Origin of the sequence: Mesorhizobium sp. M0195 (assembly GCF_040322115.1) — a bacterium.
Lineage (GTDB): Bacteria > Pseudomonadota > Alphaproteobacteria > Rhizobiales > Rhizobiaceae > Mesorhizobium.
Genome location: NZ_JAMYSV010000004.1, coordinates 426,968 through 452,287, shown reverse-complemented (window position 1 = coordinate 452,287; position 25,320 = coordinate 426,968). Strand labels below are relative to the sequence as shown.

The following is a 25,320-nucleotide window of genomic DNA, read 5'->3' as shown; positions in this document are numbered from 1 at the left end:
TACTCCTGGTTGCGTCATCTCAACGGAGCAAAGCGAATGTACGGACTGATCGGCAAGATGCGGGCGATGCGCGGCCAGCGTGACGCAATGATGGATATCCTGCTCGCCAGCACCGGCGCCATGCCCGGCTGCCTGAACTACATCATCGCCACCGACCCGGCCGATGCCGACGCGATCTGGGTGACCGAGGTGTGGACCGACGCCGAAAGCCACAAGGCTTCGCTGCAGCTGCCCGAGGTCCAGGCGGCAATCGCCAAGGCACGGCCGATCATCGCCGGGTTCGAGTTCCAGGTGGAGACGCATCCTGTTGGCGGGTTCGGCTTGCCGGTGAAGGCGGAATAGAGGGAGAGGCCGGCGGGCCAGCGCCCCCCTCTGGCCTGCCGGCCATCTCCCCCTCAAGTGGGGAGATTGTCCGTCATCTCGGCTTTCGCCAATCGCCAAACGCCACAGGAATGAGCGGGGCCCTGGAACAGCCGATCTCCCCCCTCGTGGGGGAGATGTCCGGCAGGACAGAGAGGGGCGCGAAGGATCGCCACAGAAGCCGTAGTGCAGTCGTCACCCAAGGCCAACCCCGCAAAAAGGGTTCGCATTTTTTCGCGGCCGGTCTAAGAGCCCATCTATGGATTCTTCCCCCAACCCGCCGGCCATCGAGCACCCGGCGCGGATCCACAAGGCCTGGCAGTGGCCCGTCCTGGTGGTGGTCTCGGTGCTGTTTGCCGGCGCGCTGGAACTCGCCGCCCTGCCGGCCGCGCTCTTGATCGGACCGATGCTGGCGGCCATCGTCGCCGGCACCAACGGCGCCACGGTGCGCGTGCCGCGGGTTCTGTTCGGCTCAGCCCAGGCGGTCGTCGGCTGCCTGGTCGCCAGTTCCATCTCGGCCGATATCTTTCCCGTCTTCTACAAGGAATGGCCGCTGTTCCTTGGGGTCGTGATGGCGACGGTCGCGGCATCCAGCCTGCTCGGCTGGCTGATCAGCCGCTGGCGCATCCTGCCCGGCACCACCGCGGTCTGGGGCTCGTCGCCGGGCGCCGCCACCGCCATGGTGCTGATGGCCGATGCGTTCGGCGCCGACCAGCGCCTCGTCGCCTTCATGCTTTATCTGCGCGCAATCTGCGTCTCGATGACGGCAGCCCTGGTGGCCAAGCTCTGGGTCGACACCTCGGGCATCGAGGTGCCGGCCATCGTCTGGTTCCCACCGGTCGACCCGCAAGGCTTAGCCGCGACTTTCGGCGTGGCGCTGGTTGGCGGCCTCGCCGGCAAGATTTTCCGGCTGCCGTCGCCGTTCTTCCTCGGCACCTTCATTTTCGGCACCGTGATCCATCTTGGGCTCGGCGTGACCATGCAGTTGCCGCCCTGGCTGCTTGCCTTGAGCTATACGACGATCGGCTGGAGCATCGGCCTGAATTTCACCAGGGCCATTTTGCGCCACGCGGCCCGCGCGCTGCCGCAGATCGTCGGCTCGATCATTGCCCTGATCGGCTTTTGCGGCGGCCTCGCCTTCCTGATCAGCCGCCTGCTCGGCATCGATCCGCTGACCGCCTATCTGGCAACCAGCCCGGGCGGCATGGACAGCGTCGCCATCATCGCCGCCGCCGCGCAGCATGTCGACATATCCTTCGTCATGGCGCTGCAATCGGCACGCTTCCTGATCGTGCTTCTGGTCGGCCCAAGCGTGGCGCGGCTGGTGGCGAGAAGCCTGCGGGAGTAAAGACCAGCTGGGCTGCGTCAGCTGATCACCAGGCTCGATATACGCTCGCCGTCCAGCGTGAAGACCATATCGCCCTCGCCGTTGAAACCGTTGCCTTCGACGGCGATGCGAACGCGGCAGGTGCCGTCCGCTGCTGCGATGCCGAGGATGCTGAACCTGGACTGCACGCCGATATGGTCCGACTGGTTCCAGCGCGCAATCTGCTCGCGGCCCCGGAACGACCGGCCCCAGTCGCTCAGAAAGGCATCCGGCGTGAAACTGTCCAGGAAGGCTTCGGTGTCGCCGGCATTGGTGGCTTCGACAAAGCGGCGGATGGGATCGGGCGTGTCCATGTCTTTCCTCCTGGACCGGATTCCGGTGCTCTGGAAGGAGCGGCCGGATGGGACGATAGGGTAGTCCTCGAAGCATGACGCCGAAAATAAAAACCCGCCTCGGGAGGCGGGTCGTTGGAGCCAATTAGCACCATACCCAGATTAGTAGCATAGCTGCCGGCACAAAGCAAGAACAAAATGTGGCTACCCCGGACAATCGCGACAGGTTTGCGCCGCCCTGCGTGAAGGGCAGCGCCGGCATCGGTCATCCTTTTGATTGATTTCCCTGGCATCGAACAGCCCCAAGCTGACGGGCGTGCTCCCACTTGCCTCGCTTTGCCCGCTCCTGTATGAAAACCGCCATGAGCCCGCGCGCCACCTCTTTTGCGTCCCGTCCGACTGGCATTGCCGGCCAGACCGTTCGCGCGCTTGCCTCCACCCTGCTGCTTCTCGGCCTTATCGGCGATCGCCGGGTTCGCTGAAGGAGCGCCCGGCGGTCGAATTCGCCGCTCACGCGCACGCTCCTTGGCCAGTCTGCAAATTGGCACGTCACATCAAGCGAACGAAATTCTGGTAAAGGCGCCGCTCGCCACCAATCCGCCTGAAGCTGGATCCGCGAGCCGCCGGGAGAAAAGACGATGAACGCACGAGAAGATATCCGTCTGAACGTAGAGGAAACCGCCAAGCCCGCGAGGGGCATGCCGGACGCTGCCCGCAAATACCAACCCTATCCGACCGTCGGCCTTGCCGATCGCACCTGGCCTTCGAAAGTGATCGACAAGGCGCCGATCTGGTGCTCGGTCGACCTGCGCGACGGCAACCAGGCGCTGATCGATCCGATGGGCCAGGAACGCAAGGCGCGCATGTTCGCCCTGCTGCTCGACATGGGCTTCAAGGAGATCGAGATCGGCTTCCCGTCGGCCTCGCAGACCGATTTCGATTTCGCCCGCTGGTGCATCGAACAAGGCAACGTGCCCGCCGACGTCTCGCTGCAGGTGCTGGTACAGTGCCGGCCGGAACTGATCACCCGCACTTTCGAGGCGCTCAAGGGCGCCACCAACCCGATCGTCCATTTCTATAACTCGACCAGCGAGCTGCAGCGCCGCGTCGTCTTCGAGAAGGACGTCGCCGGCATCAAGCGGATCGCCACCGATGCGGCCAAGATGATCACCGACATGGCGGCGAAGGCCGGCGGCGGCTACCGTTTCGAATACTCGCCGGAGAGCTTTACCGGCACCGAGCTCGAAGTGGCGCTGGAGATCTGCAACGCAGTCACCGAGATCGTCAGGCCGACGGCGGAAAACAGGCTGATCATCAACCTGCCCTCCACGGTCGAGATGTCGACGCCCAACATCTATGCCGACCGCATCGAATGGATGTGCCGCAATCTCGACAATCGCGAGAACCTGTTGATCTCGCTGCACCCGCACAATGACCGCGGCACCGGCATCGCCACCACCGAACTCGGCCTGATGGCGGGCGCCGACCGCGTCGAAGGCACGCTGTTCGGCAATGGCGAGCGCACCGGCAATGTCGACATCGTCACGCTGGCGCTCAACATGTACACGCAAGGCGTCGATCCCAAGCTCGACTGCTCCGACATCAACCGCATGAAGGACGTCTACGAATACTCCAACCAGCTGAAGATCCCCGAGCGCCATCCCTATGTCGGCGAGCTCGTCTACACCGCCTTTTCCGGCTCGCACCAGGACGCCATCAACAAGGGCATGAAGGCGCTGCGCAAGGCGAACACGCCGCACTGGGAGGTGCCCTACCTGCCGATCGACCCGGCCGATGTCGGCCGCAGCTATGAAGCCATCATCCGCATCAACTCGCAGTCCGGCAAGGGCGGCATCGCCTATGTGCTGCATGCGGATTACGGCCTCAACCTGCCGCGCAACCTGCAGATCGAGTTCAGCCAGGCCATCCAGGCGATCACCGACGCCGAAGGCAAGGAAGTGCCGGCCAGGCGCATCTACGAGCGCTTTCTCGACACCTATGTCGACCAGCCCGGCGCGCGGCTGAAGTTCCTCGACCACCACACCTACCCCGACACCGAGGTCAAGGGCCGGCGCGTGGTCGAAGCGGTGATCCTCGACAAAGGCAAGGAGGTGACCATATCAGGCACCGGCACCGGCCCGATCGACGGCTTCGTCGATGCGCTGTCGCGCCATGTCGGGGTGCCGATGTCGGTGCTGGATTATTCCGAGCATTCCATGCAGCGCGGCTCGAATGCCTCGGCCATTTCCTATGTCGAGATGGAACATCCGGGCGGCAAGCTGTTCGGCGCCGGCATCAACACCAACATTGTCGCCGCCTCGCTCGAAGCCGTGGTTTCGGCCGCCAACCGCATCGTCGGCCGAAAGCTCGGCTAGCCGAGACTGCCAGACTTGCGCCATCGGCCCACCGGACTTTTATCCGGTGGGTACGCTATCGCACCATAAGCACACGCTTGTAAGCCGCCGCCAGCGCTATATGATTGTACCTCAACCTGTGCCGAATTCGAAGGGATCGACACTTGCAGCATACCACGCCTGCCGCCCCCGCAGTGCGCGAAACGCTGGAGCGATTGCTTGCCAGCGAAACGTTCGGACGATCCGAGCGCGCGCGCAAGCTGCTCCGCTACCTCGTCGAGCGCGAGCAGGCAGGCGAAGCCGACCGGCTCAAGGGCTTCTCCATAGCGATGGACGTCTTCGGCAAGGACGGCGATTTCGATCCGTCGACCGATGCGGTGGTGCGGGTGCAGGCCGGCAGGCTGCGCGAGCTTCTGCAGCAGTATTTCGCCAATGAGGGCGTTGCCGAACCGGTCCGCATCGCCATTCCGCGCGGCGGCTATGTTCCGTCCTACGAACTCAACGCCATTCGCTTGCCGGCGGAGGTGGAGCCCAAGGCAGAAAGCAAGCCGGAGCTGGCAACAGAGGAAGCGGCGACGACCGCCCCGCCCGGATCGCTGGAGGACGCCCGCAACCGGGCACATCCGGCCGCATTGCTGAGCGTTCCAGCCGTCGCCCCTGCTGCTCCTTCGCTGCAACGCCATTTGCAGTTCTTTTGGCTGGCGATCGCGCTGGTCATCCTCATGCTGGGTGTGCTGATCCTTCGCCAGGGTAGCGTGGTATTGCTGACCGGCGGCGACACGGCGGTCGAGACCGCGGTGGCGACCGGCAGCATAGCAGCGCCTCCGGTTGAAAACCTCCCCCAGGTCTACATCGCCATCAAGGCCGACAGCGACCTGGCTCGCCGTGTCGCCGCATCGCTGCGCGCCGGCCTCAGCGGCTTCGATACCATCAATTTCATCGGCCGTGATGCCGACAGCCCGCCCGATCCAGTAACCGACGCCGCCAGCTTCGTATTCGATGTCCTGCCCGGGCCGCGTAGCGGCGACATCATGCTCGAACTGCAAAGCGTGGCGACCGGCCGCGTGCTGCTCTCACGCAACCTGACCGCCGGCGACAGCGCGAACACCGCCATCGAGGACCAGATCTCCGGCATTTTGACCTCGGCTCTTCCCGCCTCGGGCACGATCTACAACTACATCGAGCAGAGCGGCATCCAGACCGGGCTGACGGCGTGTCTGGTGCTCAACGGCAAATATTATCTCGACCAGAATGCCCAGACGCACGAAGCCGCCTACCGCTGCCTCGAAGATCTTGCCAACCGGGAGGCGAAGTCGTCGCTCGTCTATTCGGAACTCGCGTCCTTGCATCTCGAAGCGGTCACCGACCACTATCCCTACCCCGCCGACGCGACGATCGACAAAGCCATGACGTTTGCCCATCGCGCCATCCAGATGGGCCCGACCAGCCCCTACGCGCACCGCGCCCTTGGTTATCTCAACTCGCGCATGGGCGATTCCGCGGAATCGATCCGCTGGATGCGCAAGGCCTATGAGCTCAATCCCTATGATCTCGCAATGGCCGCCGCCTATGGCTACGGGCTGGTTTTCGCCGGCAGGTACAGCGAGGGCACTCCGATCATCGCTCACGCGGTGGACATCGCCAGCGCCCATCCGACATGGTGGGATTACGGGCTGTTCGCCGGAGAGTTCATGATGGGCGACATGAACAAGGCGACGCTTGCCGGCGACGGCTTGCGAACGACGGAAATGAAATCGCATTATCTGGCAGCGCGGCTGATCGGCGCCAAGGCTGCCGGCCGCGAGAAGCTGGCGAGCAGGCTTCTGCAGGAACTGACCACCAAATTCCCGAAATTCGCAGCCGATCCGCGCGCAACCTTCGTCGAGCGAAGATATCCCGCCGATCTGACCAACCGGCTGGTGGAAGCCCTGCGCGCCGCCGGCCTTGGCGGCGCCAGCTGACGTCTCCCGGCGCGTGCACGACGTCAGCTGATCGCGAAGATTTTACTGGCCATCCAGACGGTCAAAGCGCAATTCAGACACAATTTGAACTGGCCAATCTGATCCCGCATAAGACTGATCTCCGCATAAGTCTGACCTCCCACAAAGACTGATCCGCATAGGACCGCCCCCGGGCATCCCGACTGATCCCGGCACCAAGCCATAAAGTTTGCATGACCCCATCCCTGTACGCCGCCGAACGGGGCACCGGCCCGACAACCATCGCCTTGCTGCATGGTTTCGGTGGCTGCCACGACGACTGGCGCGAGGTGGCCGCCTCCCTGGCACTCGGCGCGCGGACGATGGCCTATGATCTGCCGGGGCATGGGCTGTCGCTCGATTTTCCGGGCGGCGGTCCGGCCAGGATTGCAGCCAGTGCCGTCCTTGCGGATTTTTCCGCTCGCGGGATTAAGCGGGCCCATCTCGTTGGCCACTCGATGGGCGGCGCCGTGGCCGCCCTGATGGCATTGAACGAGCCGGAAAAAATAGCCTCGCTGACGCTGCTGGCGCCGGGCGGTTTCGGTCCTGAGATCAATGGTCCGCTGCTGCGTCGTTACGCCGCCGCTGCCGGCACGGATGAAATCCGCGCCTGTCTTGCCGCCATGTCGGGACCACAAAGCCGACCTTCGCAGCATAGGGTCGAGCTCCTCAACGAGATGCGGCAGCGTCCCGGTCAGCTACGGACATTTGTCGAGCTCGCGTCCGCCATGACCAGAGATGATCGGCAAGGCGTCATCCCGAACGAGCGGCTTGAAACGCTGAATATGCCAATCATGGTGGTCTGGGGAACCGACGACGCGATGCTGCCCGTCAGCCAGGCGGACGGCCTGCCGAAGCATTTTCATCTGCACCACGTGCTGGAAGCCGGCCATATGCTGGTCGAGGAAGCGCCCGGCCTGGTCGTCGAGGCTGTCCGTCGCAACATGCGGCGCCGCAGCAGGCGGCTTCGTCCAGAATTGGCTGCGGCGGCGAGCTGATCCGTCCTCGCGCGGGACGGCTGCGGCGCAGGTGCTCCTTCCACCGAACCCTTGCCGGCCCGTCGATCTGGCAAGTGCATTTTGCCGGCGGCTGTGTTAATTCGGTGTTAACCAAACCCGCGAGGCAACGCCGATGAAGGACGCAGGCGAGAACATCACCCAGATCGATCAGTCGCGAAAACTGTCCGATGCCATTCGCGACGTCAAGAACGCCTTCGCCGACCGCGACGATGTCGTCGTCGACATGCGCGAAGCGCATCGCATGCGGCTCGATCTGCTTGCCGCCGAACTCGCACCGGTCTTCGGCGACGTGCCCACCGACATGGACAGTTTCGACTTCGCCGTCTCGTCCGGCCTGCAGCCACGGCTGTGGATTGACGCCGTCAGCCATGTCGCCATGGGGCGCGACCGCCGCACCTACCGCTTTCTCAAGGACACGCGCATCGGCCGCGTCGTCCTCGCCGAATCGACCGACATGAAGGTCGTTGCCGACCAGGTGACGCGCTATGTCGCCGAGCGCGTTGTCGAACGCCAGAGAATGATGGAAGGCGGCATCGAGCAAGCCGTCGCCGGCCTCAAACGCGCCCTGGTGGCGGAGGCCGAGCCGCCGCTGCAGATCGCCGCGCGCAGCAACGGCTGGTCGGCGTTCTTCTCGGGCCTCGGCCTGATCGCCGCCGGCGCCCTGGTCGGCCTGGCGATTTCGCTCGTACTGTTCTGGGATCGCATCGTCGCGATGAAAATCAGCTTCTAAAGCGGTTCAGCGTTTCACCGAAATGCTGAACGGCTCTATCTCTTTGTTCTGACGCAATTCCGAAAAACCGCTTCACACTTTTCCTGGAATTGCTCTAGCCATCGACGCCTCGGCCTCGACGCCAAGCTCCAGCGTCTGCAGGTCGCTGGGCGGCAATGCCGGCCCGGTCAGGCCGCGGCGCGTCAGCCTGATCCGCCAATTGTCCTTTTCACCGTCGATGTCGAGCAGATTGTATTGCGCCGGCGCATGCGAACTGCCGGGGGCCTGCCCGGCGGCGGCGACGCCGACCACCGGGATTTTTGTCTTGCGGGCGCCGATGAAGAACAGCGACGGCACATGCGAATGGCCATGCAGCACAAGTTCGGCGCCGTGCCGGTGAAGCACCCTGTGGAAGCGCGAGATGCCGAACAGCCGCTTGTTCTGCGAAACGGCGCCGCGCATCGGCGGGTGGTGGATCATGATCACCCGGAACAGGCCGCGCTTGCCTGTGGCGTCGAGCATGCCGCGCAGCCGTTCCGCCTGGCCTTCCAGAAAGAAGCCGTTGGCCATGAACGGAGCCGTGGCGCGCGCCGTGGAGACGCCGATCAGCGCAACATCGCCGCGTACGCGCAGATACGGAAAGGTGTTGCGGTCGACCGGCGTATTGACGCCGTCGCCGGTCATCCATGCCGCCCACGACCGGCAGGTCTTGTCGAAGGCGCCCGGCACATAGGCGTCATGGTTTCCCGGCACCACCGACACGTCGTTGGGCGAGCCCAGCGTCTCCAGCCAGTGCTTGGCCATCTCGAGCTCACCGTCGAGCGCCAGATTGACCAGGTCGCCCGTGATGGCGAGATGGTCCGGCCCGCTGGCCTTCATGTCGGCGACGATCGTGTCGATGACGGCGTCGTGCATGTGGCGGCGGCGGTTGCGCTGCCAATTGACGTAGCCGACCACGCGCTTGGAGGCGAGATCGCGATAGGTTACATCGGGGAGCGGCCCCAGATGGACATCGGAAATATGCGCGAGCCTGAACATCTTTTCTTCATAGGCGAGGCGCGCGCCGCTTTCCACTCACGGTTTCGCGGACGATGACGACGCCGGATCCGGAGCAAGCGCTGCGCCAGACCGGATGGCCGGGCCTCAGGGCAAGGCTGTTTCACCTGTATTTCGTACTGCGGCGGCCGATGACGCTCGGCGTGCGCGGCTTGATTCACGACCGCCCCTCCAATTCCGTCTTCCTCATCCGCCATACCTATGTTCCTGGCTGGCACCTGCCCGGCGGTGGCGTCGAGTTGGGCGAGACGATGATCGAAGCGCTGACACGCGAAGTCTTCGAGGAAGGCAACATCGCGCTGACCGGACCGCCGGTGCTGAAGTCGCTGCATTTCAACCGCCGCGCCAGCCGCCGCGATCATGTCGGCCTTTATCTGGTCGAGGAGTTCGACCAGCCAGCACCCAAGCTGCCTGACCGCGAGATCGCCGAAGCCGGCTTCTTCCCGCTCGACCGCTTGCCTCAGGGAACGACGCCGGCAACTTTGCGACGGATTGCCGAGGTTTTTGATGGCGCAGCGGTATCGCCTTACTGGTAAAATCAGGCAGCCTTCCTGAACCTGTCGCGGTCATGCGGCGCGCCATAGTCGAGCTCTGGCCCGACCGGCACGATGCGCGTCGGGTTGATCGTCTCGTGGCTGCCGTAATAATGCGCTTTGATGTGGTGCAAATTCACCGTGCCGGCAACGCCCGGCACCTGGTAGAGGTCGCGCAGATAATTCGACAGGTTCGGATAGTCGGCGATGCGGCGCAGATTGCATTTGAAATGGCCGACATAGACCGGGTCGAAGCGGACCAGTGTCGTGAACAGCCGCCAGTCCGCCTCTGTGATGCGGCCGCCAACGAGATAGCGCTGCTTTGACAGGCGGTCCTCCAGCGTCTCGAGCGCCGAGAACAATTCGCCGAACGCCTCCTCGTAGGCTGTCTGCGTGGTGGCGAAGCCGGCACGGTAGACGCCATTGTTGACCGCGGGATAGACCAGCGCATTGACCGCATCGATCTCGCCGCGCAACGGTTCCGGATAGAAATCGAGCTTGGCATCGCCCCATTCGTCGAACGCCGAATTGAGCATGCGGATAATCTCGGAGGATTCGTTCGAAACGATGGTCTGCTCGCGTTTGTCCCACAGCACGGGAACGGTGACGCGGCCCGAATAGCCGGGATCGGCCCTGGTGTAGATCTGGTGCAGGAAATCGAGGCCGTAGAGCGTGTCGCCGGTGGCGCCGTCCTCGGCCAGGAACGTCCAGCCGTCGGCGCCCATGAAATGATGGACGACCGAGATGGAAATCACGTCCTCGAGTTTGTTGAGCACGCGAAAGATCAGCGTCCGATGCGCCCACGGGCAGGCGAGCGAGACATAGAGGTGATAGCGGCCGGGCTCGGCCTTGAAGCCGCGTTTTCGTCCTTCGGCCGGCGCGCCGTCGCGGGTCACCCAGTCGCGCCACTGTGACTGCGCGCGCACGAATTTCCCGCCGCTCTCCCCGGTATCGTACCAGCGGTCCTGCCATTGGCCTTCGACTAGCAATCCCATGAAATATCCTTTCGCGTTCCTACCCGATGTAGGGCAGCAAGCGGCCCCGCGGAAATCCTCGACGCTGAACAGATCGTCAACGGCTGCGTCGAGTGCGTGTCGGCTGCGCCGGCCGATTGCGGCGGCTGAAAATTGGTGGTAGCGGACATCCACATGTTTGACTTTGCCGTGATCCGGTTCGACCGACGACGAAAGAGCGCCCGCGCTTGATGAAGCGCTGACTGGCGAACGCTGCCGCTTGCAGCAAACCTTTCCTCGTATACCGGAACGCAAAGACCATGAGCCTTGCCGACGTGAAATACCTGCCGGAAACTCCGGCGCATGATCCTGAAATCGAAGCCATCAACAACGAGGCTTTCGGGCCGGGCCGTTTCGTGCTTGCCGCCTACAAGATCCGCCAAGCTGGCTCGCACGAACGCGCTTTGTCATTCGTGGCCGTCGACGGCGCAATCGTCGTCGCCTCGGTACGGATGACGCGTATCGCCGCCGGTGCCGGCCGCGCGCTGATGCTCGGGCCGCTCGCCGTGCGGCCGGCCTTCAAAAATCTCGGCATTGGCCGCAAGCTGGTGGCAATCGCGCTGGAAGCCGCCGCCAAGGCCGGCGCGCCGGCCGTGATGCTGGTCGGCGACGAACCCTATTACGGCCCGCTCGGCTTCAAGAGGCTGCCGCGCGGGCAGATCTCGATGCCGCGTCCGGTCGATCCCGATCGGCTTTTGGCGCACGAGATCATGCCGGGCGCGGTGGCAAGGCTGGTGGGCGAGGTTTGCCACGCCGACCAGGCAAGGATTGCCGAGCACATCGCCGCGATGGCGTGACCGTGCCGGCGCTGTTGCACGGTGGCTTCGCAGCATTAGTCTGGGCAGGGAGGCGAACGTCAAGATGAACCCGAACGGCCAGATTGCGATCGTCACCGGCGGCGGCTCTGGCCTTGGCGAGGCGACGGCGCGCGCTCTTGCCGTCCGTGGCGCCAGGGTTGCCGTCCTCGATCTCGGCATTGACCGGGCGGCCAAGGTGGCGGCCGACATCGGCGGCATCGCCGTCCAATGTGATGTGAGCAACGCGGAGAGCGGTGCCGCTGCTGTCGCGGGAGTGGGTGAGACGCTCGGCGAGCCGCGCATTCTGGTCAATTGCGCCGGCATCGCCATCGGCTTGAAGACGATCGGCAAGGATGGAGCGCACCCACTCGATCAATACCGCAAGGTGATCGAGGTCAATCTGATCGGCACCTTCAACATGATCCGCCTGGTCGCCGACCGGACCGCGAGGCTCGAACCGCTACAGGGCGGCGAGCGCGGCGTGATCGTCAACACCGCATCGGTCGCGGCCTATGACGGCCAGATCGGCCAGGCGGCCTATTCCGCGTCCAAGGCTGGCGTCGTCGGCATGACGCTGCCGGTGGCGCGCGATCTCGCCCGCTTTGGCATTCGCGTCTGCACCATCGCGCCCGGCATCTTCAGGACGCCGATGATGGCCGGCATGCCGCAGGAGGTGCAGGATTCGCTCGGCGCCGCAGTACCCTTCCCTTCCCGTTTGGGCGAGCCTTCGGAATACGCGGCACTTGTCTTGCACATCGTCGAGAACCAGATGCTCAATGGCGAGACCATTCGCCTCGATGGCGCCATCCGCATGGCGCCGAAATAAAAGCGACGGTGGTGCTTTGGACGAACCCAGGAAAGACGTGATCCGCGCGACCGACGCCGAGGCGATCAGGCTGGCAAAGACGCTGATCCGCAGCGCCCGTTTCGGCGCGCTGGCGGTGCTCGAACCAGGGACCGGTTCGCCGCTGGCCAGCCGGGTCGGCGTCGCCACCGACATCGACGGTACGCCATTGATCCTGGTCTCGATGCTGTCGGCCCACACCGGCGCTATCCTTGCCGACCCGCGCTGCTCGTTGCTCGTCGGCGAACCCGGCAAGGGCGATCCGCTGGCGCATCCGCGACTGACGCTCGTCTGCCGCGCCGTCCGGCTCGAACGCGGATCGAACGAACACGCCCGCGCCGAGCGGCGCTACCTCAACCACAATCCCAAGGCGAAGCTCTATGCCGGACTCGGCGACTTCTCGATCTTCCGGCTCGAACCGGAGCGCGCCAGCCTGAACGGCGGCTTCGGCAAGGCCTATCTGCTCGACCGCACCTATCTGGTCGCGACGGGAGCGATCGTCGAAGAGCTTGCCGTCGGCGAGCAATCGGCACTCGACCATATGAACGCCGACCATCTCGATGCGATTGCCCTCTACGCAAGTCATTTCGGCGGGGCCGAGGGCGACGGCTGGATCGTCACCGGGTTCGACGCCGACGGGATGGATCTCGTATCCGGCGACGATGTCTGTCGGGTCTTCTTCCCCGAGCCGCTGGCAGCGGCACGCGACCTCAGGCCTGTCCTGGTCGATATGGCAAAGGCCGCCCGATCGGCAAATTAATCACAGCCGCACAGTTAATCGGCTTGCATGGAAAGCAAGCCTTGAGATTTGAGCGAAATGTTCTACCTTTGCGAGTGACGCTGAATCGCTGGCGTGCATCTATAGGGAAAGTCTATGGAATCCGACGCTATTGCCCCCATAGCGGCGGATGAGCAAGAAGGCATGGGGGATCTATGGTCTCGAACAAACTAGTCGCCAACGCCGGAACCGCGGCTGCGTTTCTGACGCTGATGGGCAACGAAAAGCGTTTGTTGATCATGAGCTATCTGGCCGAGGGCGAGATGTCGGTCGGCGCCATAGCCGAGAAGGTGTCGCTCAGCCAATCCGCCCTGTCACAGCATCTGGCCAAGCTCAGGGCTTCCGACCTTGTCGAGACCCGCCGCGATCGGCAAATGATCTACTATTCCTGCAAATCCGGGGCGGTGCGCGAATTGCTGCACATGCTGGACGGCATTTTCGGCGAAGGTGAACTGTCCCAGATGGCTCACCGGCTGCGTCGCGCCGGGACTTGAGCGGCCGAGGCGGAGAACACCCCGCCAAATCCGCTTGCCGCCAAATCCGCCTTGCTGCCAAATCCGCCTTGTTGCCAAGTCAGCCTTGCTACTGAACACGCTCGTCGGCGGCCTGCGCAATCTCCTCCTTGAACTCGACCTTCGTGCCCGGCTGCACCATCGAGGCAAGGTCTTCGGCATCCCAATTGGTCAACCGGATGCAGCCATGCGAAAAGGTCGTGCCGATCTTGCCGGGTTCGGGCGTGCCGTGGATGCCGTAGCTTTCGATGGAAAGGTCGATCCAGACCGATCCCACGGGATTGTTCGGCCCGGCAGCGACGGTGAAGGGCCGCTTGGTCTTGACCCCCTTGAAAGCGAAGTCCGGATCGTAGTGATAGGTAGGGTTGTGCACCACGCGCCTGACCTCTGCCATGCCGCTTGGCGCCGGCTTCTCCTCGCTCCCAATCGAGGCGGGGTAGACCGCCAGCCATTTGCCGGCACGGTCGAGCACACGCACCAGGCGAGCGCCCTTGTCGACCTCGATGGTGGCGACGCCGGCGGGAGGGTCGCCCCTGTCGACATCCGGCACCACCAAGGTCCTGCCGGGCTTCCTGAGGCTGGTGCCCGGATTGAGCATTCTCAGCAATTGTTCGCTGATATGGAAGCGCTCGGCCAACCTCTCCACCGCATTGCGGTAGCCGAGCCGCCGCAAGCGGGCCATCCTCTCCAAGCGGGCGGGAATACGCCGGGTGAACGGTCCACGCACATCCTTGCGCATCACCTCATAGGTCGCCAGCACCGGCTTGGCGGAGGTTGCGATGAGTTTGCTCCAGGTCTGTGGACTGAGCTTGCCATCGGGCGGAAGTCCGTTTGCCGCCTGAAACGCGGCGACGGCCTTGGCGAAGTTCTGGGAAAGGCGACCGTCGATCAGGCCCGGCGAGAAGCGGGCGCGATCCAGAAGGATCTGCGCCTTCAGCAGCATCGGATCGACACCCTTCGGTTCGCCGACAGTGAATTGGGCCTGATTGACGGTGGCCGGATCGAGCTTGGCGGCGCGGGCCACGCCGCATGCAAGGGCAAGCGTGGCGGCAAAGACGAGGAGGAGCCTGATCATCGATGTCCTTCCAGGACCGCAGCAGGAGCCCGCTTCTATGACGCGGCATGGCCCTGTGCGGTTCCCTCGCCCCATCGAAATTCTGCAGAAGCGGCTTTGCCGAAGAGCCGTGCCGCGGGAATCAATATTCCCCGTCGCCAAAGCCCGGGCAGATTCCATCCTGGCCCGGCGCCCGGTGACTGGATAACCGTTAGAACGGCGTGCATCCATTTGGACGCTGAGATACGGTCTGAGCTTCGGATCCGGCATCATGCCTTCCGAAACCGAATCCCGATTCGTGGCCGACGCCATGGTCCGCCGAGGAAGCCATGGATCCGATCCGCATAGACGACCCGCACGATCCCCGCGTCGCAGCCTACCTCGACATCCGGGAGCGAGATCTTGCCGGCCGGCAAGGCCGTTTCGTCGCCGAAGGCAAGGTGGTGCTCGACACGCTGCTCGCCGCCCGGCGCTTCGAGGCAGAATCGGTGCTGGTACTCGAAAACCGGCTGGCTGGCCTCGATGACGTCTTGCGCAAGGCGCCTGCCGGGCTTCCGATCTATGTCGCATCCGGCGAAATCATCGACAGGATCGCCGGATTCCACATGCATCGCGGCATATTGGCGATCGGCCGCAAGGGTGCGGCCATCTCCGCCGAAGCCTTGCTTGGCGCGCTGCCCGCCCGCGCGCTGATCGTGGTGCTGGTCGGCATCGCCAATCATGACAATATGGGCTCGATCTTCCGCAATGCCGCGGCCTTTGGCGCGGATGCCGTGCTTCTCGACCCGACCTGCTGCGATCCGCTGTACCGCAAGGCAATCCGCGTTTCGGTGGGTGCGGCCTTGAAGGTCCCCTTCGCCTGCTTTGCCGATACCGCCGGCTGCACCGCAATGCTCGACCGGCAAGGCTTCAGCCAATTCGCCTTGTCGCCGCGCGGGCAGATCGACATTCGCGATGCCAAGAGAAACGAACGGCTGGCGCTCTATCTCGGCACCGAGGGCGAAGGCCTGCCGGAAAGCCTGCTTGCCCGCCTGCAGACGCTGCGGATCGGCATGGCGCAAGGTTTCGACAGCCTGAACGTCGCCGCCGCGTCAGCCATCGCGCTGTATCATTTTTCCGGAGCCTAAGGCATGTCAAATTGCAGCGGCTTTGCGATAACGACATGCATCAAACAAGAACTCAAAGCGCGTCGGATGAGGCCGGTCGAACGCGACGCGCTTCAGAGCCGGAGGGCCCGCTCTTGGATCTGCGGAATCTCAGTCGGTCGAAGCGGCCTTCTGCAGCGCCCGCACCCGATCGGCAAGGCTGCGTCCGCCGCTCCCCAGCGGCGCATCCTCAGCCGCTGCAAGCGCCCGGGCGATCGGCGAATCCGGCCCGTCGAGCTTTGCCGTCAGGGCCACGACTTGCGCCGCCAGATCGTTCATCTCTTCGCGCAATGCCGCGCCGGCGCTGCCGGCATCATCTCCGGCCCGTGATTTCGACGTTTCAACGGCAGCAAGATCTGTCTTCAGCCGCCTGTTCTCGCGTGCCAGCGATGTCAGCCTGGCCTCCAGCCGCTCGCGGTCGGCGTCGAGCTTGGCGGTTGTCTTTTCGATGTCGCCGTTGGCGGCCACATTGACCTGACTGCCTGGCACGCCGGCAAGACCCCCCGCAGGCGCCCTTTCAGCGCTTTTCGGCTTTTCGCGAAGGCGCACCAGTTCCTTCTCGCGGCGCTCCAGCCTGTCCTCGCGATCGGCCAGCGTGGCGAGCAGCCGCTCGATTTTCTTTTCCAGGTCGCCGGTTCTTTTCTTCTCGGCCTTCAGCGCGTCCCGCAAAGCCTTGCTTTCGGCTGCCAATTCCTGGCTGCGCCTGTCCGCCTCCTTGCGCTGGCCGCGCAGCAGCGAAATGTCGCTCGCCAGCTTCTGCAGCTCGGATTCGCGCGCCACCAGCTCGATCTGCCGGCTGCTGGATGAGAAACTGGCGTCGTCATACATGTGCTCCAGTTTCCGCAGTTCGAGCCCACGCTTTTCGAGGGCGCGTTCGGTCTCCGCAAGCCGCTCCGACAGCTGCTGCAGCTGCTCATCGCGCTTGCGAAGCTCCTCGCCCCTGGTTGTAAGATCGGCGACGACCCGGTTCTTGTCCTGCCGCTCGGCCGCCAATTCCTTGAGGGCTTCGCGGTCGCGGCCGATCTCGACCAGCTGTTCGGCGGCCTTCTCGCGCAATGACTTGACGGTCATTTCAAGCCGGCGCACCGAAACCGCGAACTCGGCGCGAATGCGATCCTTGTCCGCCTGGATCTCGGCCAGCGTCAACGGCATCGAACCCTCGACGCGCTTGCGCGTCAGCGCCACCGCCCGCCGCCACACGGCCGGAGCAATCATCAGCGCCAGAAAGCCCGCGCAGAGAAAGCCGAGAACAAAGAACAGGATCGACTGGACCAAGATGACTATCCGTTGTGCATGGCAACCGCCAAAGGTCGACTTTGCCATCTTCGCATGACGGAAATCCGGCGCCACGGCAAGAGTATGCCGCGGCAAAGCTCGGGCCGCGGGATCACAGGCCCAATCGCCGTCGCTCCGTCATGCCGGTCAGAACGGATTCCAGGTCGCGCGCTGGGTGAGCTTGAGGTAGCCGAGATTGACGCCGAGACGGGCGCCGACGCCGGTACGGATCGGCACGAGCAGCACATTGTTGTTCTTCAGCACGTTGAAACCGACGCCGGCGACGACATAGGCGGAGCCGGCGACGCCGCCAAAACGGTTATAGAGGCTGCTCACATCGTCCAGATTGTAGACCAGCATCATGACGCGCGAGCCCTCGCCGCCGAAATCCCAGCCGAGCGACGGGCCTTGCCAGAACACTTTGTGATCGCCGGCATTCTTGGTGTAGAGCGTGCCTTCGCCATAGGTCAGGCCACCGATCAGCGCCCCGGACCCCTCCTCGCCGAGCAGATAGCCGTTCGGCAGGCCATAGGTGGCGAAAATCTTCTCGACGACGGTGGCGAGCCCGCCCGATGTCGCGCCGAAGAATTTATGACCGGAATCGACGATCTCCTGGGCCGTGTATTCCTGCGCCCGCGCCGCCGATGCCGAAAAGGCGACAAGGCCGATAAGCGCGATCGTCATTGAGATGACACGGAAAAAAGTCCGGTCGTAGAATCGGGAAACCATGCTTCCAATCTCCGTCAGGGAGCACTTTCGCCGACGCCTCGCATCCGTACGGCTCTTTGGCGGCCGTTAAGGATGACTGTTAGGGGCAAACTATGCCGTAATCCTTTTTCAACCATTAAACTCTCACATGAAGATGGCGGTTCGAAGGCTGTTTTGCATCGCCCGCGCAGCACCCTGCTGCGTGAACACACCATTTTCGACAATCAAAATTTTGGATTTGTTGCTGCACGCATAAGCGCTGTGTATTCAGAATGCTTGGGAGAGAGCGTGATTCGTGTTGACAGGCGTGATCATGACCGCCCGGTCATTGTGTTGTGAAATTTGCAGGGATTTTTGCCGATGGCCGAGCTTTTCACCCTTTCCGCACCCGACCTGGCGGCGCTTTTGTGCAGCCGGGTCTGCCACGACATCATTTCGCCGGTCGGCGCCATAAACAACGGGCTTGAGCTGCTCGACGAGGGCGGCGCCGACGAAGACGCCATGAAACTGATCCGCCAAAGCGCCAAAAACGCTTCCGCCCGCCTGCAATTCGCCCGCATCGCCTTCGGCGCCGCCGGTTCCGCCGGCATGCTGATCGACACCGGGGATGCCGAGGCCGTGGCCATCGCCTTCCTGAAGAACGAGAAGCCGGAACTGGTCTGGAACGGGACCCGTGCGCTGTTGCCCAAGAACAAGGTCAAGCTGCTGCTCAATCTCATCCTCGTCGCCAACGCCGCCATTCCGCGCGGCGGCAGGCTGGCGGTCACGCTGGAGAACCTGGAGACCGAGCCGCGCTTTGCGCTCGCGGCGAGCGGCCCGATGCTGCGCGTGCCGCCCAAATTCCTGGAATTGCATTCCGGCAACAGGCCGGACGAGCCGATCGACGCGCATTCGGTGCAGCCCTATTACACGCTGCTCCTGGCCCGCGAAGCCAACATGACGATTTCGATCCACGCGACCGCCGACGAGATCGTCCTTTCCGCAGCCTGAAGTTCTCCGAAAGAGCGGGGAAAGTATTTTCTCCAAGTCATATTTACGGCGTGGTCTTAATATCTGTGAGACGCGCTTGCGGATTGATTGCGTGAAGCATTGCGAAAGAAGATTTCACTAAAAACACCTTCAGGAAAATTTTACCTAACGGCTTTTCGGCTTCTTTACCAGATCGGCCTATGTTCCCCGGCAGATGCCACGACGCTGCCGGTTCGCCAAACGGCAAGAGGGTCCGGGAATGAAACGCTGCATGTTCGTCGACAATTCGAGCGTCATCAGGAAGGTCGCAAGGCGTATCCTGGGCGGTTCCGGCATGATGGTGATCGAAGCCGCCAGCGGCCACGAGGCGATCGAGATGTGCGCGGCCGACATGCCTGATATCATCGTCGTCGACGGCGCCTTGCCGGACATGCAGGCGCAGGACCTCATCCGCCGCGTGCGCGCCATCGAAAGCCCGGTATTGCCGCAGGTTTTGATTTCGCTGGTCGAGGTCGATGTCGGGGCCATCATGCGGGCAAAACGAGCCGGCGCCCAGGGCTACCTGCTGAAGCCGTTCAACCGGCCGCAACTGCTCGAGTGCTTCCGCGCCTTGAAGGTTGCCGCCTGATCAGAGCTGTTCCATTCCGACCAAAATCGGATCGGCTCTATCTTGTTGTTTTGCCAGGTTCTTTTCCGAAAAACCCGGCACCCACCTTGGGATCACGCCCCTAGTTCAGGCGCTGACGCGGATATCTTCGGGCTCACGCAGCACATAACCGCGGCCCCAGACGGTCTCGATGTAATTCTGCCCGCCAGACGCGGCGTCAAGCTTCTTGCGCAGCTTGCAGATGAAGACGTCGATGATCTTCAGCTCCGGCTCATCCATGCCGCCATAGAGATGATTGAGGAACATTTCCTTGGTCAGCGTGGTGCCCTTGCGCAGCGAGAGCAGTTCCAGCATCTGATATTCCTTGCCGGTCAGATGCACGCGCTGGCCACCGACCTCAACGGTCTTGGCATCGAGATTGACCACCAGGTCGCCCGTCGTGATGACCGACTGGGCGTGGCCCTTGGAACGCCGCACGATGGCATGGATGCGGGCGACCAGTTCGTCCTTGTGGAAGGGCTTGGTCATGTAATCGTCGGCGCCGAAGCCGAGGCCGCGCACCTTGTCCTCGATGCCGGCCATGCCGGAGAGGATGAGGATCGGCGTCTTCACCTTGGAAAGGCGAAGCGTTCTCAAAACTTCATAGCCCGACATGTCGGGGAGATTGAGATCGAGGAGAATGATGTCGTAATCATAAAGCTTGCCTAGATCGACGCCCTCTTCGCCAAGGTCCGTCGTATAGACATTGAAACTTTCTGATTTCAGCATCAGCTCGATGCTTTGTGCGGTTGCACTGTCGTCTTCTATCAGCAGAACGCGCATTTCATTCCCCTTTTCTGCTGCCGGACCATTTCACGACCCGTCCAGGACCGGAGCAGTGATTGCCCTGAGCAGAGGCTGCCATCGAATGGTTAATAAAACCTAATTCCCCGTCCGTGACGGTATCAGATTTTTTAACCCCTTTCTACACCTTGTTGAATCCAATAACGAATCACAGACCCAAACCGTTAATGCGGCACATTAATAAGCCAGACTAAGTGACTCTTCGGACTCGCTGGCCGGGTTTCGCGACGAGAAGCAGAATTTTTACCCGCCCTTAAGTCCTGAGCCGTATGATTAACAATGCCCGTAAACGAATGGTTACCGCCGGCAAAAAACTTTAGGAGTTTGTTTCCCATAGTTCCGGGAAAGCCGGTGGAAACGGGTCAGGCCTGGGCCGTGCCGGGTGAATTGGACGATATGTGCAGGTGTGCGTTTCCGGGAGTACCGAATCATGAAGTCACGTGAAAACCTCGTTCGGCTGAAGCAATTTCAGGTGAGCGAGAAGCGGCGGCAGCTGCTGCAGCTCGACATGATGATCGCCGAATTCGAGCGCATGGCCGTCGAGCTGGAACTTCAGATCGCTGCCGAAGAGAAGAAGGCCGGCATCACCGACATCAATCACTTTGCTTATCCGACCTTCGCCAAGGCGGCACGTCTACGCCGCGACAACCTTAGAAATTCGCAAAGCGACCTCGCCCAGCAGCGAAATGTCGCCGAATCATTGCTGAGCGAAGCCGAAGCGGAGCTTTCCAAGGCCGAGATGCTGGAATCGCGCGACACCAAGGCGCGCGACACGGAAGCCGGCGGTCGCAGCGCCATGATCGGCTGAAAACAAGACTTTAACGCGCGTCGCGCTTGCGCGCTATTGCTGCGCACCGAACTGTGCCCGCCTCAGGCACCCAGATCTTCTTGCTGTTCCGCCGCCCGTGCGCGCGCATTTTTGATGTCGGGCACATGCTGCTCCGACCAGGCTCTGATCTGATTGAGCAGTCCTGCCAGGTTCTTGCCAAGTTCGGTCAGCTCATATTCGACCCGCGGCGGAACGACCGGGAAAACCTCGCGCCGCACAAGCCCGTCGCGTTCCAGGATACGCAGCGTCTGCGTCAGCATTTTCGGCGTGATGCCTTCGAGCTTGCGCGCCAATTCGCCGTTGCGGAGCCGGCCCGGGCGCAGCGCACAGATCACCAGGTAGACCCATTTGCTGGCGAGCGTCTCGAGCACGGCGTGTGACGGGCACGACCGCCGAAAGGCGTCATAGCCGAAAGGGGAAACATCTTCACTATCCATGAGGTGCGTATATATCAAAAAGGTACATACTAGACAAGAGAATGTAACTATCCAAATGATAGCGGCACATCAAAACCAGCAGGAGAGCCTTCCATGCGTGCCATTGTCCAGAATTCCTTCGGCGGACCCGACGTCCTCGTCATTGCCGATCGCCCCGCGCCATCACCCGAGGCCGGCGAAGTGCTCGTCCGCATCGAGGCGGCCGGCATCAATCCGGTGGATGGTGCGGTGCGCGGCGGCCACTATCCGCTGCTTGGCGAGCCGCCTTTTGTCCTTGGCTGGGACGTCTCGGGAGTTGTCGAGGCGCTGGGCTCCGGCGTCTCCGGCCTCAAGGTCGGCGACGCCGTGTTCGGCATGACGCGTTTTCCCAAACAGGCGGCAGCCTACGCCGAACTCGCCGCTGTCCCGGCTGATGAGCTTGCGCCGAAACCTGAAGGCATGGATCACGCGCAAGCCGCCGCACTGCCGCTGGCCGGCCTGACGGCCTGGCAAGGCCTTGTTCGCCATGGCCGGCTCGAACCTGGTAAGCGCGTGCTGATCCACGCCGGAGCCGGTGGCGTCGGCCATCTGGCGGTACAAATCGCCAAGGCGCGCCGACGAGGTGATCGACTACACAAGGGATGATTTCACCGGGAAGGCCCGCGACATCGATCTGGTTCTGGACCCGTTCGGCGGCGTGCATGCGGAGCAATCACTGAAAGTGCTCACCGCTGGCGGCGTTCTGGTGTCGCTGCTCGATGTCAGCGATGCCACCAAGGCAAAGGCCAGGACGCGAGGCGTCCGCGTCGAGCGCATGTCCGTAGTGCCCGACCGTGCCGCCCTGGTGGAGCTCGGCAAATTGATCGACGCGAAAAAGCTGGCCGTCCACGTGGCAAAGGCGTTTCCGCTCGAACAGGCCGGTGCCGCCCATGCCTTTCTCGCCACCAGGCCGATCGGCAAGGTGGTGCTGACGGTCTGAAATTGCAGATCGTCGCCCCTCGCAAACGTAAGGGCGCTGATCAGCGCCCTTACCGGCCTAATGCCGGTATTGCTGGATGCGCGTGGTGCGCAGGCCGGCAAGGCCGTATTCGTCGATCGACGCCTGCCAGGACAGGAATTCCTCGGTGGTGAGCTTGTAGCGCTGGCATGCCTCTTCGAGGCTCAAAAGCCCGCCACGCACCGCCGCCACCACTTCCGCCTTGCGCCGGATAACCCAGCGACGTGTGTTTGTCGGCGGCAGATCGGCGATGGTAAGTGGGCTGCCGTCTGGCCCGATAACATATTTGACTCGCGGTCTAATTAGATCGGTCATCGTACTCTCTACAAAAAACTCAAAGACCCAATCCCCACCACATTACCGCCACAGCTTTAAAATTTGCCTAAGCAGACCCTAATGGTTAGGTAAGGATCATGAACGCGGCGTTAGCCTTTTCATCGGCATTTGAAACATCTGCCGGCATGCGCGTTGAACCCGGCAGGAAAAATGAACCGGCCCGGCAAAGCTGGCGCAGTCGAGACGCTTGACCTATATTCCGGCCATTGGCACTGAAGCGCCGCGCAGAACGAAAGAACCATGAACAGCCTCGATCTTCCCGGACGCCCCGAAAACACCCGCGTCGTCGTCGCCATGTCGGGCGGTGTCGATTCGTCGGTCGTTGCCGGCCTCCTGAAGCGCGAGGGCTACGACGTCGTCGGCGTCACGCTGCAGCTTTATGACCACGGCGCGGCAACGCACCGGGCCGGCTCATGCTGCGCCGGCCAGGACATCGACGATGCCCGCCGCGTCTCCGAGACGCTCGCCATCCCGCATTACGTGCTCGATTACGAGGAGCGCTTCCGCAAGGCGGTGATCGACCCGTTCGCCGAAAGCTATGTCGCCGGCGAAACGCCGATCCCTTGCGTCTCGTGCAATCAGACGGTGAAATTCGCCGACCTTCTCGCGACCGCCAAGGAACTCGGCGCCGATGCGCTGGCCACCGGCCACTACATCCGCTCCGGCGCCAATGGCGCCCATCGCGCGCTTTACCGGCCGGTCGACGCCGACCGCGACCAGAGCTACTTCCTGTTCGCCACCACCCAGGCGCAGATCGACTATCTGCGTTTTCCGCTCGGCGGCCTGTCGAAGCCTGAGGTTCGCGCCATCGCCGAGGAGATGGGCCTGACGGTTGCGGCCAAGCAGGACAGCCAGGACATCTGCTTCGTGCCGCAGGGCAAGTATTCCGACATCATCGCCAAGCTGAAGCCGGCTGCCGCCAATCCGGGCGATATCGTCCATATAGACGGGCGCGTGCTTGGCCGCCACGAGGGCATTTTGCGCTACACCGTCGGTCAGCGCCGCGGCATCGGCATCGCCTCCGGCGAGCCGCTCTACGTCGTCCATCTCGACGCCGACCGGGCCCGTGTCGTCGTCGGCCCGCGCGAGGCGCTGGAGACCCACAAGATCTTCTTGCGCAACATGAACTGGCTGGGCGATGGCCCGCTGACCGATATCCCGGCGGCCGGGCTTGAGCTTTTCGCCAAGGTACGCTCGACGCGGCCGCCGCGCCCGGCGGTGCTGCATCACCGCGCCGGCGTCACTTCGGTGGAGCTGGTTGACGGCGAGTCCGGCATCGCCCCCGGTCAGGCCTGCGTGCTCTATTCCGACGACGGCAACGAGGCGCGCGTGTTCGGCGGCGGCTTCATCGAGCGCTCCGAGCGCGGCGCCGAAGCCGAGGCGATGCTGACGCGGCTTGCCGTCCAGCCGGCGCGGGTTCCCGCCGAATAGACGGCGTTTTCTCTTTAGGGTCTGGTGTGGGCAACGGTGCCGGCGGTCAGGATGCGCAGCACGCGGATGGCTTCCTCACCGCTGGTGCGCGGTTCGGCCCGCGTCTCGATGCAGTGGATGAAATGCTCCAGCTCGCGCGTCAGCGGCATGCCCTCCCCGACCGCCACATAGGACGGCTCGTTGGCGGTGAACGCCCATTGGCCGCTGTCCTGCCACACCGCATGGCGGTAGACGGCAAGCTTGCGCTCCCACGGCTCGACATCGTCGAACACCGCCATCGCCTTGGTGCCGACCACGGTCAGCCGCCGTTCGCGGTAAGGGTTGAGCCGCGAGGCGAACAGATGGCCGCGCAAGCCGCTGGGAAAGCGCATATGCAGATGCGCAAAGTCGCTGAGATTGTCGAGAAGGGCAGCGCCTTCGCCGCGCACCTCGACCGGTTCGGTGCCGGTGATGGCCAGGATCATCGACAGATCGTGCGGCGCCAGATCCCACAACGCGTCGTTTTCGGTGTGGAACTTGCCGAGCCCGAGCCGATGCGAGTGGATGTAGCGGACTTCGCCGAGTTCGCCATTGTCGATCAGCGCCTTCAGCGTCTCGAAGGCGGGATGAAAGCGCAGCACGTGGCCGACCATGAAGACACGGCCATTATCGGCGGCCGCCTGCACCGAGCGCTCGGCATCGGCCACCGTCAGCGCGATCGGCTTCTCCACCAGCACGTCCTTGCCGCCGAGCACGGCGCGCACCGCCATGTCGGCATGGAACTGCGGCGGCAGCGCCATGACAATGGCGTCGACATCGTCGCGGGCAAACAGCGCCTCCGGCTCGATCGCCAGGCAATCCTGCTCGCTGGCAAAACCCTCCGCACGCGCGGGGTTGACGTCCGAAACCGCGTGCAGCGCGCCGAGCGCCTTTAGGGTGCGGATGTGGTTGCTGCCCCAGTATCCGCAACCGAGGACTGCAATGCGCGGTTTCATCAATTCATGACCATGGCTTTCGTGGCCGAGACATAGCGACGTGCCTCGCTGAACTCAACCCCGGCCTTTGCGCCCAAATGTCTGCCCGGCAAAGCTTTAGGCGCCAGCAATATGCCGGCGCGG

General features: G+C 63.2%; 28 protein-coding genes. 18 read left to right on the top strand and 10 right to left on the bottom strand.

Annotated features, from left to right (window positions below):
- Positions 1–36 precede the first annotated feature (36 nt).
- Both NKJ12_RS12670 and NKJ12_RS12665 read left to right on the top strand, forming a co-directional pair.
- Positions 37–342 carry a putative quinol monooxygenase gene (locus NKJ12_RS12670; RefSeq protein WP_352508987.1) on the top strand — a complete coding sequence of 102 codons (306 nt, stop codon included), beginning with the start codon at positions 37–39 and terminating at the stop codon, positions 340–342.
- Positions 343–619: 277 nt separating this feature from the next.
- Positions 620–1,708: an AbrB family transcriptional regulator gene (locus NKJ12_RS12665; protein WP_352508988.1), complete on the top strand. Its 1,089-nt coding sequence runs from the start codon at positions 620–622 to the stop codon at positions 1,706–1,708.
- 17 nt (positions 1,709–1,725) lie between these two features.
- On the opposite strand, the gene NKJ12_RS12660 is transcribed toward NKJ12_RS12665, so the two are convergent.
- Complete coding sequence (locus NKJ12_RS12660) at positions 1,726–2,040, bottom strand: nuclear transport factor 2 family protein (RefSeq protein ID WP_352702944.1); 315 nt, start codon at positions 2,038–2,040, stop codon at positions 1,726–1,728.
- Between the two features lie 617 nt (positions 2,041–2,657).
- Here NKJ12_RS12660 and leuA point away from each other — a divergent pair.
- From leuA to NKJ12_RS12640, 4 genes are all read left to right on the top strand, one after another.
- Complete coding sequence (gene leuA / locus NKJ12_RS12655) at positions 2,658–4,394, top strand: 2-isopropylmalate synthase (RefSeq protein WP_352508989.1); 1,737 nt, start codon at positions 2,658–2,660, stop codon at positions 4,392–4,394.
- A 143-nt stretch (positions 4,395–4,537) separates the two neighbouring features.
- Positions 4,538–6,334, top strand: a complete 1,797-nt coding sequence (locus tag NKJ12_RS12650) for a tetratricopeptide repeat protein (RefSeq protein ID WP_352702942.1) — start codon at positions 4,538–4,540, stop codon at positions 6,332–6,334.
- 212 nt (positions 6,335–6,546) lie between these two features.
- Positions 6,547–7,350: an alpha/beta fold hydrolase gene (locus NKJ12_RS12645; RefSeq protein ID WP_352702940.1), complete on the top strand. Its 804-nt coding sequence runs from the start codon at positions 6,547–6,549 to the stop codon at positions 7,348–7,350.
- Between the two features lie 133 nt (positions 7,351–7,483).
- Complete coding sequence (locus NKJ12_RS12640; RefSeq protein WP_254819130.1) at positions 7,484–8,101, top strand: hypothetical protein; 618 nt, start codon at positions 7,484–7,486, stop codon at positions 8,099–8,101.
- A 72-nt stretch (positions 8,102–8,173) separates the two neighbouring features.
- Here NKJ12_RS12640 and NKJ12_RS12635 read toward each other — a convergent pair whose 3' ends face one another.
- Positions 8,174–9,118 carry a metallophosphoesterase family protein gene (locus tag NKJ12_RS12635; RefSeq protein ID WP_254819270.1) on the bottom strand — a complete coding sequence of 315 codons (945 nt, stop codon included), beginning with the start codon at positions 9,116–9,118 and terminating at the stop codon, positions 8,174–8,176.
- A gap of 53 nt (positions 9,119–9,171) precedes the next feature.
- Between NKJ12_RS12635 and NKJ12_RS12630 the strand changes: the two genes are divergently transcribed.
- Positions 9,172–9,672 carry an NUDIX domain-containing protein gene (locus tag NKJ12_RS12630; protein WP_352508992.1) on the top strand — a complete coding sequence of 167 codons (501 nt, stop codon included), beginning with the start codon at positions 9,172–9,174 and terminating at the stop codon, positions 9,670–9,672.
- 2 nt (positions 9,673–9,674) lie between these two features.
- Here the strand turns inward: NKJ12_RS12630 and NKJ12_RS12625 are convergent, their stop codons facing one another.
- On the bottom strand, positions 9,675–10,664 hold the full coding sequence (locus NKJ12_RS12625; protein WP_352702938.1) for a glutathione S-transferase family protein: 990 nt from the start codon (positions 10,662–10,664) through the stop codon (positions 9,675–9,677).
- A gap of 278 nt (positions 10,665–10,942) precedes the next feature.
- On the opposite strand from NKJ12_RS12625, the gene NKJ12_RS12620 reads away from it, so the two are divergent.
- The 4 genes from NKJ12_RS12620 (at position 10,943) to NKJ12_RS12605 (ending at position 13,595) form a co-directional block, all read left to right on the top strand.
- Positions 10,943–11,479, top strand: a complete 537-nt coding sequence (locus NKJ12_RS12620; RefSeq protein ID WP_254819127.1) for a GNAT family N-acetyltransferase — start codon at positions 10,943–10,945, stop codon at positions 11,477–11,479.
- Positions 11,480–11,543: 64 nt separating this feature from the next.
- Entirely contained in the window at positions 11,544–12,305 is a 762-nt protein-coding gene (locus NKJ12_RS12615; RefSeq protein ID WP_352508994.1) for a 3-hydroxyacyl-CoA dehydrogenase, read from the top strand.
- Complete coding sequence (locus tag NKJ12_RS12610; protein WP_352702936.1) at positions 12,277–13,083, top strand: HugZ family pyridoxamine 5'-phosphate oxidase; 807 nt, start codon at positions 12,277–12,279, stop codon at positions 13,081–13,083. The genes NKJ12_RS12615 and NKJ12_RS12610 overlap by 29 nt, the downstream gene beginning before the upstream one ends.
- Before the next feature lie 173 nt (positions 13,084–13,256).
- Entirely contained in the window at positions 13,257–13,595 is a 339-nt protein-coding gene (locus tag NKJ12_RS12605; protein ID WP_254819124.1) for an ArsR/SmtB family transcription factor, read from the top strand.
- 88 nt (positions 13,596–13,683) lie between these two features.
- On the opposite strand, the gene NKJ12_RS12600 is transcribed toward NKJ12_RS12605, so the two are convergent.
- Positions 13,684–14,688, bottom strand: coding sequence for a L,D-transpeptidase (locus NKJ12_RS12600; protein WP_352702933.1), 1,005 nt, complete (start codon positions 14,686–14,688; stop codon positions 13,684–13,686).
- Positions 14,689–14,996: 308 nt separating this feature from the next.
- Here NKJ12_RS12600 and NKJ12_RS12595 point away from each other — a divergent pair, with 308 nt between their 5' ends.
- Positions 14,997–15,794, top strand: a complete 798-nt coding sequence (locus tag NKJ12_RS12595) for a TrmH family RNA methyltransferase (protein WP_352702931.1) — start codon at positions 14,997–14,999, stop codon at positions 15,792–15,794.
- 129 nt (positions 15,795–15,923) lie between these two features.
- Here NKJ12_RS12595 and NKJ12_RS12590 read toward each other — a convergent pair whose 3' ends face one another.
- Both NKJ12_RS12590 and NKJ12_RS12585 read right to left on the bottom strand, forming a co-directional pair.
- Positions 15,924–17,087 (bottom strand): coiled-coil domain-containing protein, encoded by a 1,164-nt coding sequence (locus NKJ12_RS12590; RefSeq protein WP_352702929.1) that lies wholly within the window; start codon positions 17,085–17,087, stop codon positions 15,924–15,926.
- A gap of 147 nt (positions 17,088–17,234) precedes the next feature.
- Positions 17,235–17,816 (bottom strand): DUF1134 domain-containing protein, encoded by a 582-nt coding sequence (locus NKJ12_RS12585; RefSeq protein WP_023679557.1) that lies wholly within the window; start codon positions 17,814–17,816, stop codon positions 17,235–17,237.
- Between the two features lie 339 nt (positions 17,817–18,155).
- On the opposite strand from NKJ12_RS12585, the gene chpT reads away from it, so the two are divergent.
- Positions 18,156–18,785, top strand: coding sequence for a histidine phosphotransferase ChpT (gene chpT, locus NKJ12_RS12580; RefSeq protein ID WP_254819119.1), 630 nt, complete (start codon positions 18,156–18,158; stop codon positions 18,783–18,785).
- Positions 18,786–19,023: 238 nt separating this feature from the next.
- Positions 19,024–19,392: a response regulator gene (locus NKJ12_RS12575; protein WP_254819118.1), complete on the top strand. Its 369-nt coding sequence runs from the start codon at positions 19,024–19,026 to the stop codon at positions 19,390–19,392.
- A 105-nt stretch (positions 19,393–19,497) separates the two neighbouring features.
- On the opposite strand, the gene ctrA is transcribed toward NKJ12_RS12575, so the two are convergent.
- Positions 19,498–20,193, bottom strand: coding sequence for a response regulator transcription factor CtrA (gene ctrA, locus NKJ12_RS12570; protein ID WP_006203583.1), 696 nt, complete (start codon positions 20,191–20,193; stop codon positions 19,498–19,500).
- A 451-nt stretch (positions 20,194–20,644) separates the two neighbouring features.
- On the opposite strand from ctrA, the gene NKJ12_RS12565 reads away from it, so the two are divergent.
- Positions 20,645–21,022 (top strand): flagellar export protein FliJ, encoded by a 378-nt coding sequence (locus NKJ12_RS12565; RefSeq protein WP_023719275.1) that lies wholly within the window; start codon positions 20,645–20,647, stop codon positions 21,020–21,022.
- 62 nt (positions 21,023–21,084) lie between these two features.
- On the opposite strand, the gene NKJ12_RS12560 is transcribed toward NKJ12_RS12565, so the two are convergent.
- Positions 21,085–21,480, bottom strand: a complete 396-nt coding sequence (locus NKJ12_RS12560; RefSeq protein ID WP_352508998.1) for a winged helix-turn-helix transcriptional regulator — start codon at positions 21,478–21,480, stop codon at positions 21,085–21,087.
- A gap of 93 nt (positions 21,481–21,573) precedes the next feature.
- On the opposite strand from NKJ12_RS12560, the gene NKJ12_RS12555 reads away from it, so the two are divergent.
- Complete coding sequence (locus tag NKJ12_RS12555; RefSeq protein WP_352702927.1) at positions 21,574–22,104, top strand: NADP-dependent oxidoreductase; 531 nt, start codon at positions 21,574–21,576, stop codon at positions 22,102–22,104.
- Positions 22,082–22,438, top strand: coding sequence for a zinc-binding dehydrogenase (locus NKJ12_RS12550; RefSeq protein ID WP_352702925.1), 357 nt, complete (start codon positions 22,082–22,084; stop codon positions 22,436–22,438). Before NKJ12_RS12555 ends, NKJ12_RS12550 begins: the two co-directional genes overlap by 23 nt.
- Before the next feature lie 57 nt (positions 22,439–22,495).
- On the opposite strand, the gene sciP is transcribed toward NKJ12_RS12550, so the two are convergent.
- Entirely contained in the window at positions 22,496–22,771 is a 276-nt protein-coding gene (gene sciP, locus NKJ12_RS12545; protein WP_023679563.1) for a CtrA inhibitor SciP, read from the bottom strand.
- Between the two features lie 261 nt (positions 22,772–23,032).
- Here sciP and mnmA point away from each other — a divergent pair, with 261 nt between their 5' ends.
- Positions 23,033–24,223, top strand: coding sequence for a tRNA 2-thiouridine(34) synthase MnmA (mnmA, locus tag NKJ12_RS12540; protein WP_352690905.1), 1,191 nt, complete (start codon positions 23,033–23,035; stop codon positions 24,221–24,223).
- A gap of 14 nt (positions 24,224–24,237) precedes the next feature.
- On the opposite strand, the gene NKJ12_RS12535 is transcribed toward mnmA, so the two are convergent.
- Positions 24,238–25,197, bottom strand: a complete 960-nt coding sequence (locus NKJ12_RS12535; RefSeq protein WP_254819113.1) for a Gfo/Idh/MocA family protein — start codon at positions 25,195–25,197, stop codon at positions 24,238–24,240.
- Positions 25,198–25,320 lie beyond the last annotated feature (123 nt).

Bases quoted from the DNA above. Each gene is read 5' to 3' on its own strand.
- NKJ12_RS12670 (WP_352508987.1), top strand. From the start codon at position 37: ATGTACGGACTGATCGGCAAGATGCGGGCGATGCGCGGCCAGCGTGAC.
- NKJ12_RS12565 (WP_023719275.1), top strand. From the start codon at position 20,645: ATGAAGTCACGTGAAAACCTCGTTCGGCTGAAGCAATTTCAGGTGAGC.
- NKJ12_RS12630 (WP_352508992.1), top strand. From the start codon at position 9,172: ATGACGACGCCGGATCCGGAGCAAGCGCTGCGCCAGACCGGATGGCCG.
- sciP (WP_023679563.1), bottom strand. From the start codon at position 22,771: ATGACCGATCTAATTAGACCGCGAGTCAAATATGTTATCGGGCCAGAC.
- NKJ12_RS12605 (WP_254819124.1), top strand. From the start codon at position 13,257: ATGGTCTCGAACAAACTAGTCGCCAACGCCGGAACCGCGGCTGCGTTT.
- NKJ12_RS12575 (WP_254819118.1), top strand. From the start codon at position 19,024: ATGAAACGCTGCATGTTCGTCGACAATTCGAGCGTCATCAGGAAGGTC.
- NKJ12_RS12585 (WP_023679557.1), bottom strand. From the start codon at position 17,816: ATGGTTTCCCGATTCTACGACCGGACTTTTTTCCGTGTCATCTCAATG.
- NKJ12_RS12615 (WP_352508994.1), top strand. From the start codon at position 11,544: ATGAACCCGAACGGCCAGATTGCGATCGTCACCGGCGGCGGCTCTGGC.
- NKJ12_RS12625 (WP_352702938.1), bottom strand. From the start codon at position 10,664: ATGGGATTGCTAGTCGAAGGCCAATGGCAGGACCGCTGGTACGATACC.
- NKJ12_RS12645 (WP_352702940.1), top strand. From the start codon at position 6,547: ATGACCCCATCCCTGTACGCCGCCGAACGGGGCACCGGCCCGACAACC.
- NKJ12_RS12560 (WP_352508998.1), bottom strand. From the start codon at position 21,480: ATGGATAGTGAAGATGTTTCCCCTTTCGGCTATGACGCCTTTCGGCGG.
- NKJ12_RS12595 (WP_352702931.1), top strand. From the start codon at position 14,997: ATGGATCCGATCCGCATAGACGACCCGCACGATCCCCGCGTCGCAGCC.
- NKJ12_RS12555 (WP_352702927.1), top strand. From the start codon at position 21,574: ATGCGTGCCATTGTCCAGAATTCCTTCGGCGGACCCGACGTCCTCGTC.
- NKJ12_RS12610 (WP_352702936.1), top strand. From the start codon at position 12,277: ATGGCGCCATCCGCATGGCGCCGAAATAAAAGCGACGGTGGTGCTTTG.
- leuA (WP_352508989.1), top strand. From the start codon at position 2,658: ATGAACGCACGAGAAGATATCCGTCTGAACGTAGAGGAAACCGCCAAG.
- mnmA (WP_352690905.1), top strand. From the start codon at position 23,033: ATGAACAGCCTCGATCTTCCCGGACGCCCCGAAAACACCCGCGTCGTC.
- chpT (WP_254819119.1), top strand. From the start codon at position 18,156: ATGGCCGAGCTTTTCACCCTTTCCGCACCCGACCTGGCGGCGCTTTTG.
- NKJ12_RS12535 (WP_254819113.1), bottom strand. From the start codon at position 25,197: ATGAAACCGCGCATTGCAGTCCTCGGTTGCGGATACTGGGGCAGCAAC.
- NKJ12_RS12640 (WP_254819130.1), top strand. From the start codon at position 7,484: ATGAAGGACGCAGGCGAGAACATCACCCAGATCGATCAGTCGCGAAAA.
- NKJ12_RS12600 (WP_352702933.1), bottom strand. From the start codon at position 14,688: ATGATCAGGCTCCTCCTCGTCTTTGCCGCCACGCTTGCCCTTGCATGC.
- NKJ12_RS12635 (WP_254819270.1), bottom strand. From the start codon at position 9,118: ATGTTCAGGCTCGCGCATATTTCCGATGTCCATCTGGGGCCGCTCCCC.
- NKJ12_RS12660 (WP_352702944.1), bottom strand. From the start codon at position 2,040: ATGGACACGCCCGATCCCATCCGCCGCTTTGTCGAAGCCACCAATGCC.
- NKJ12_RS12665 (WP_352508988.1), top strand. From the start codon at position 620: ATGGATTCTTCCCCCAACCCGCCGGCCATCGAGCACCCGGCGCGGATC.
- NKJ12_RS12620 (WP_254819127.1), top strand. From the start codon at position 10,943: ATGAGCCTTGCCGACGTGAAATACCTGCCGGAAACTCCGGCGCATGAT.
- ctrA (WP_006203583.1), bottom strand. From the start codon at position 20,193: ATGCGCGTTCTGCTGATAGAAGACGACAGTGCAACCGCACAAAGCATC.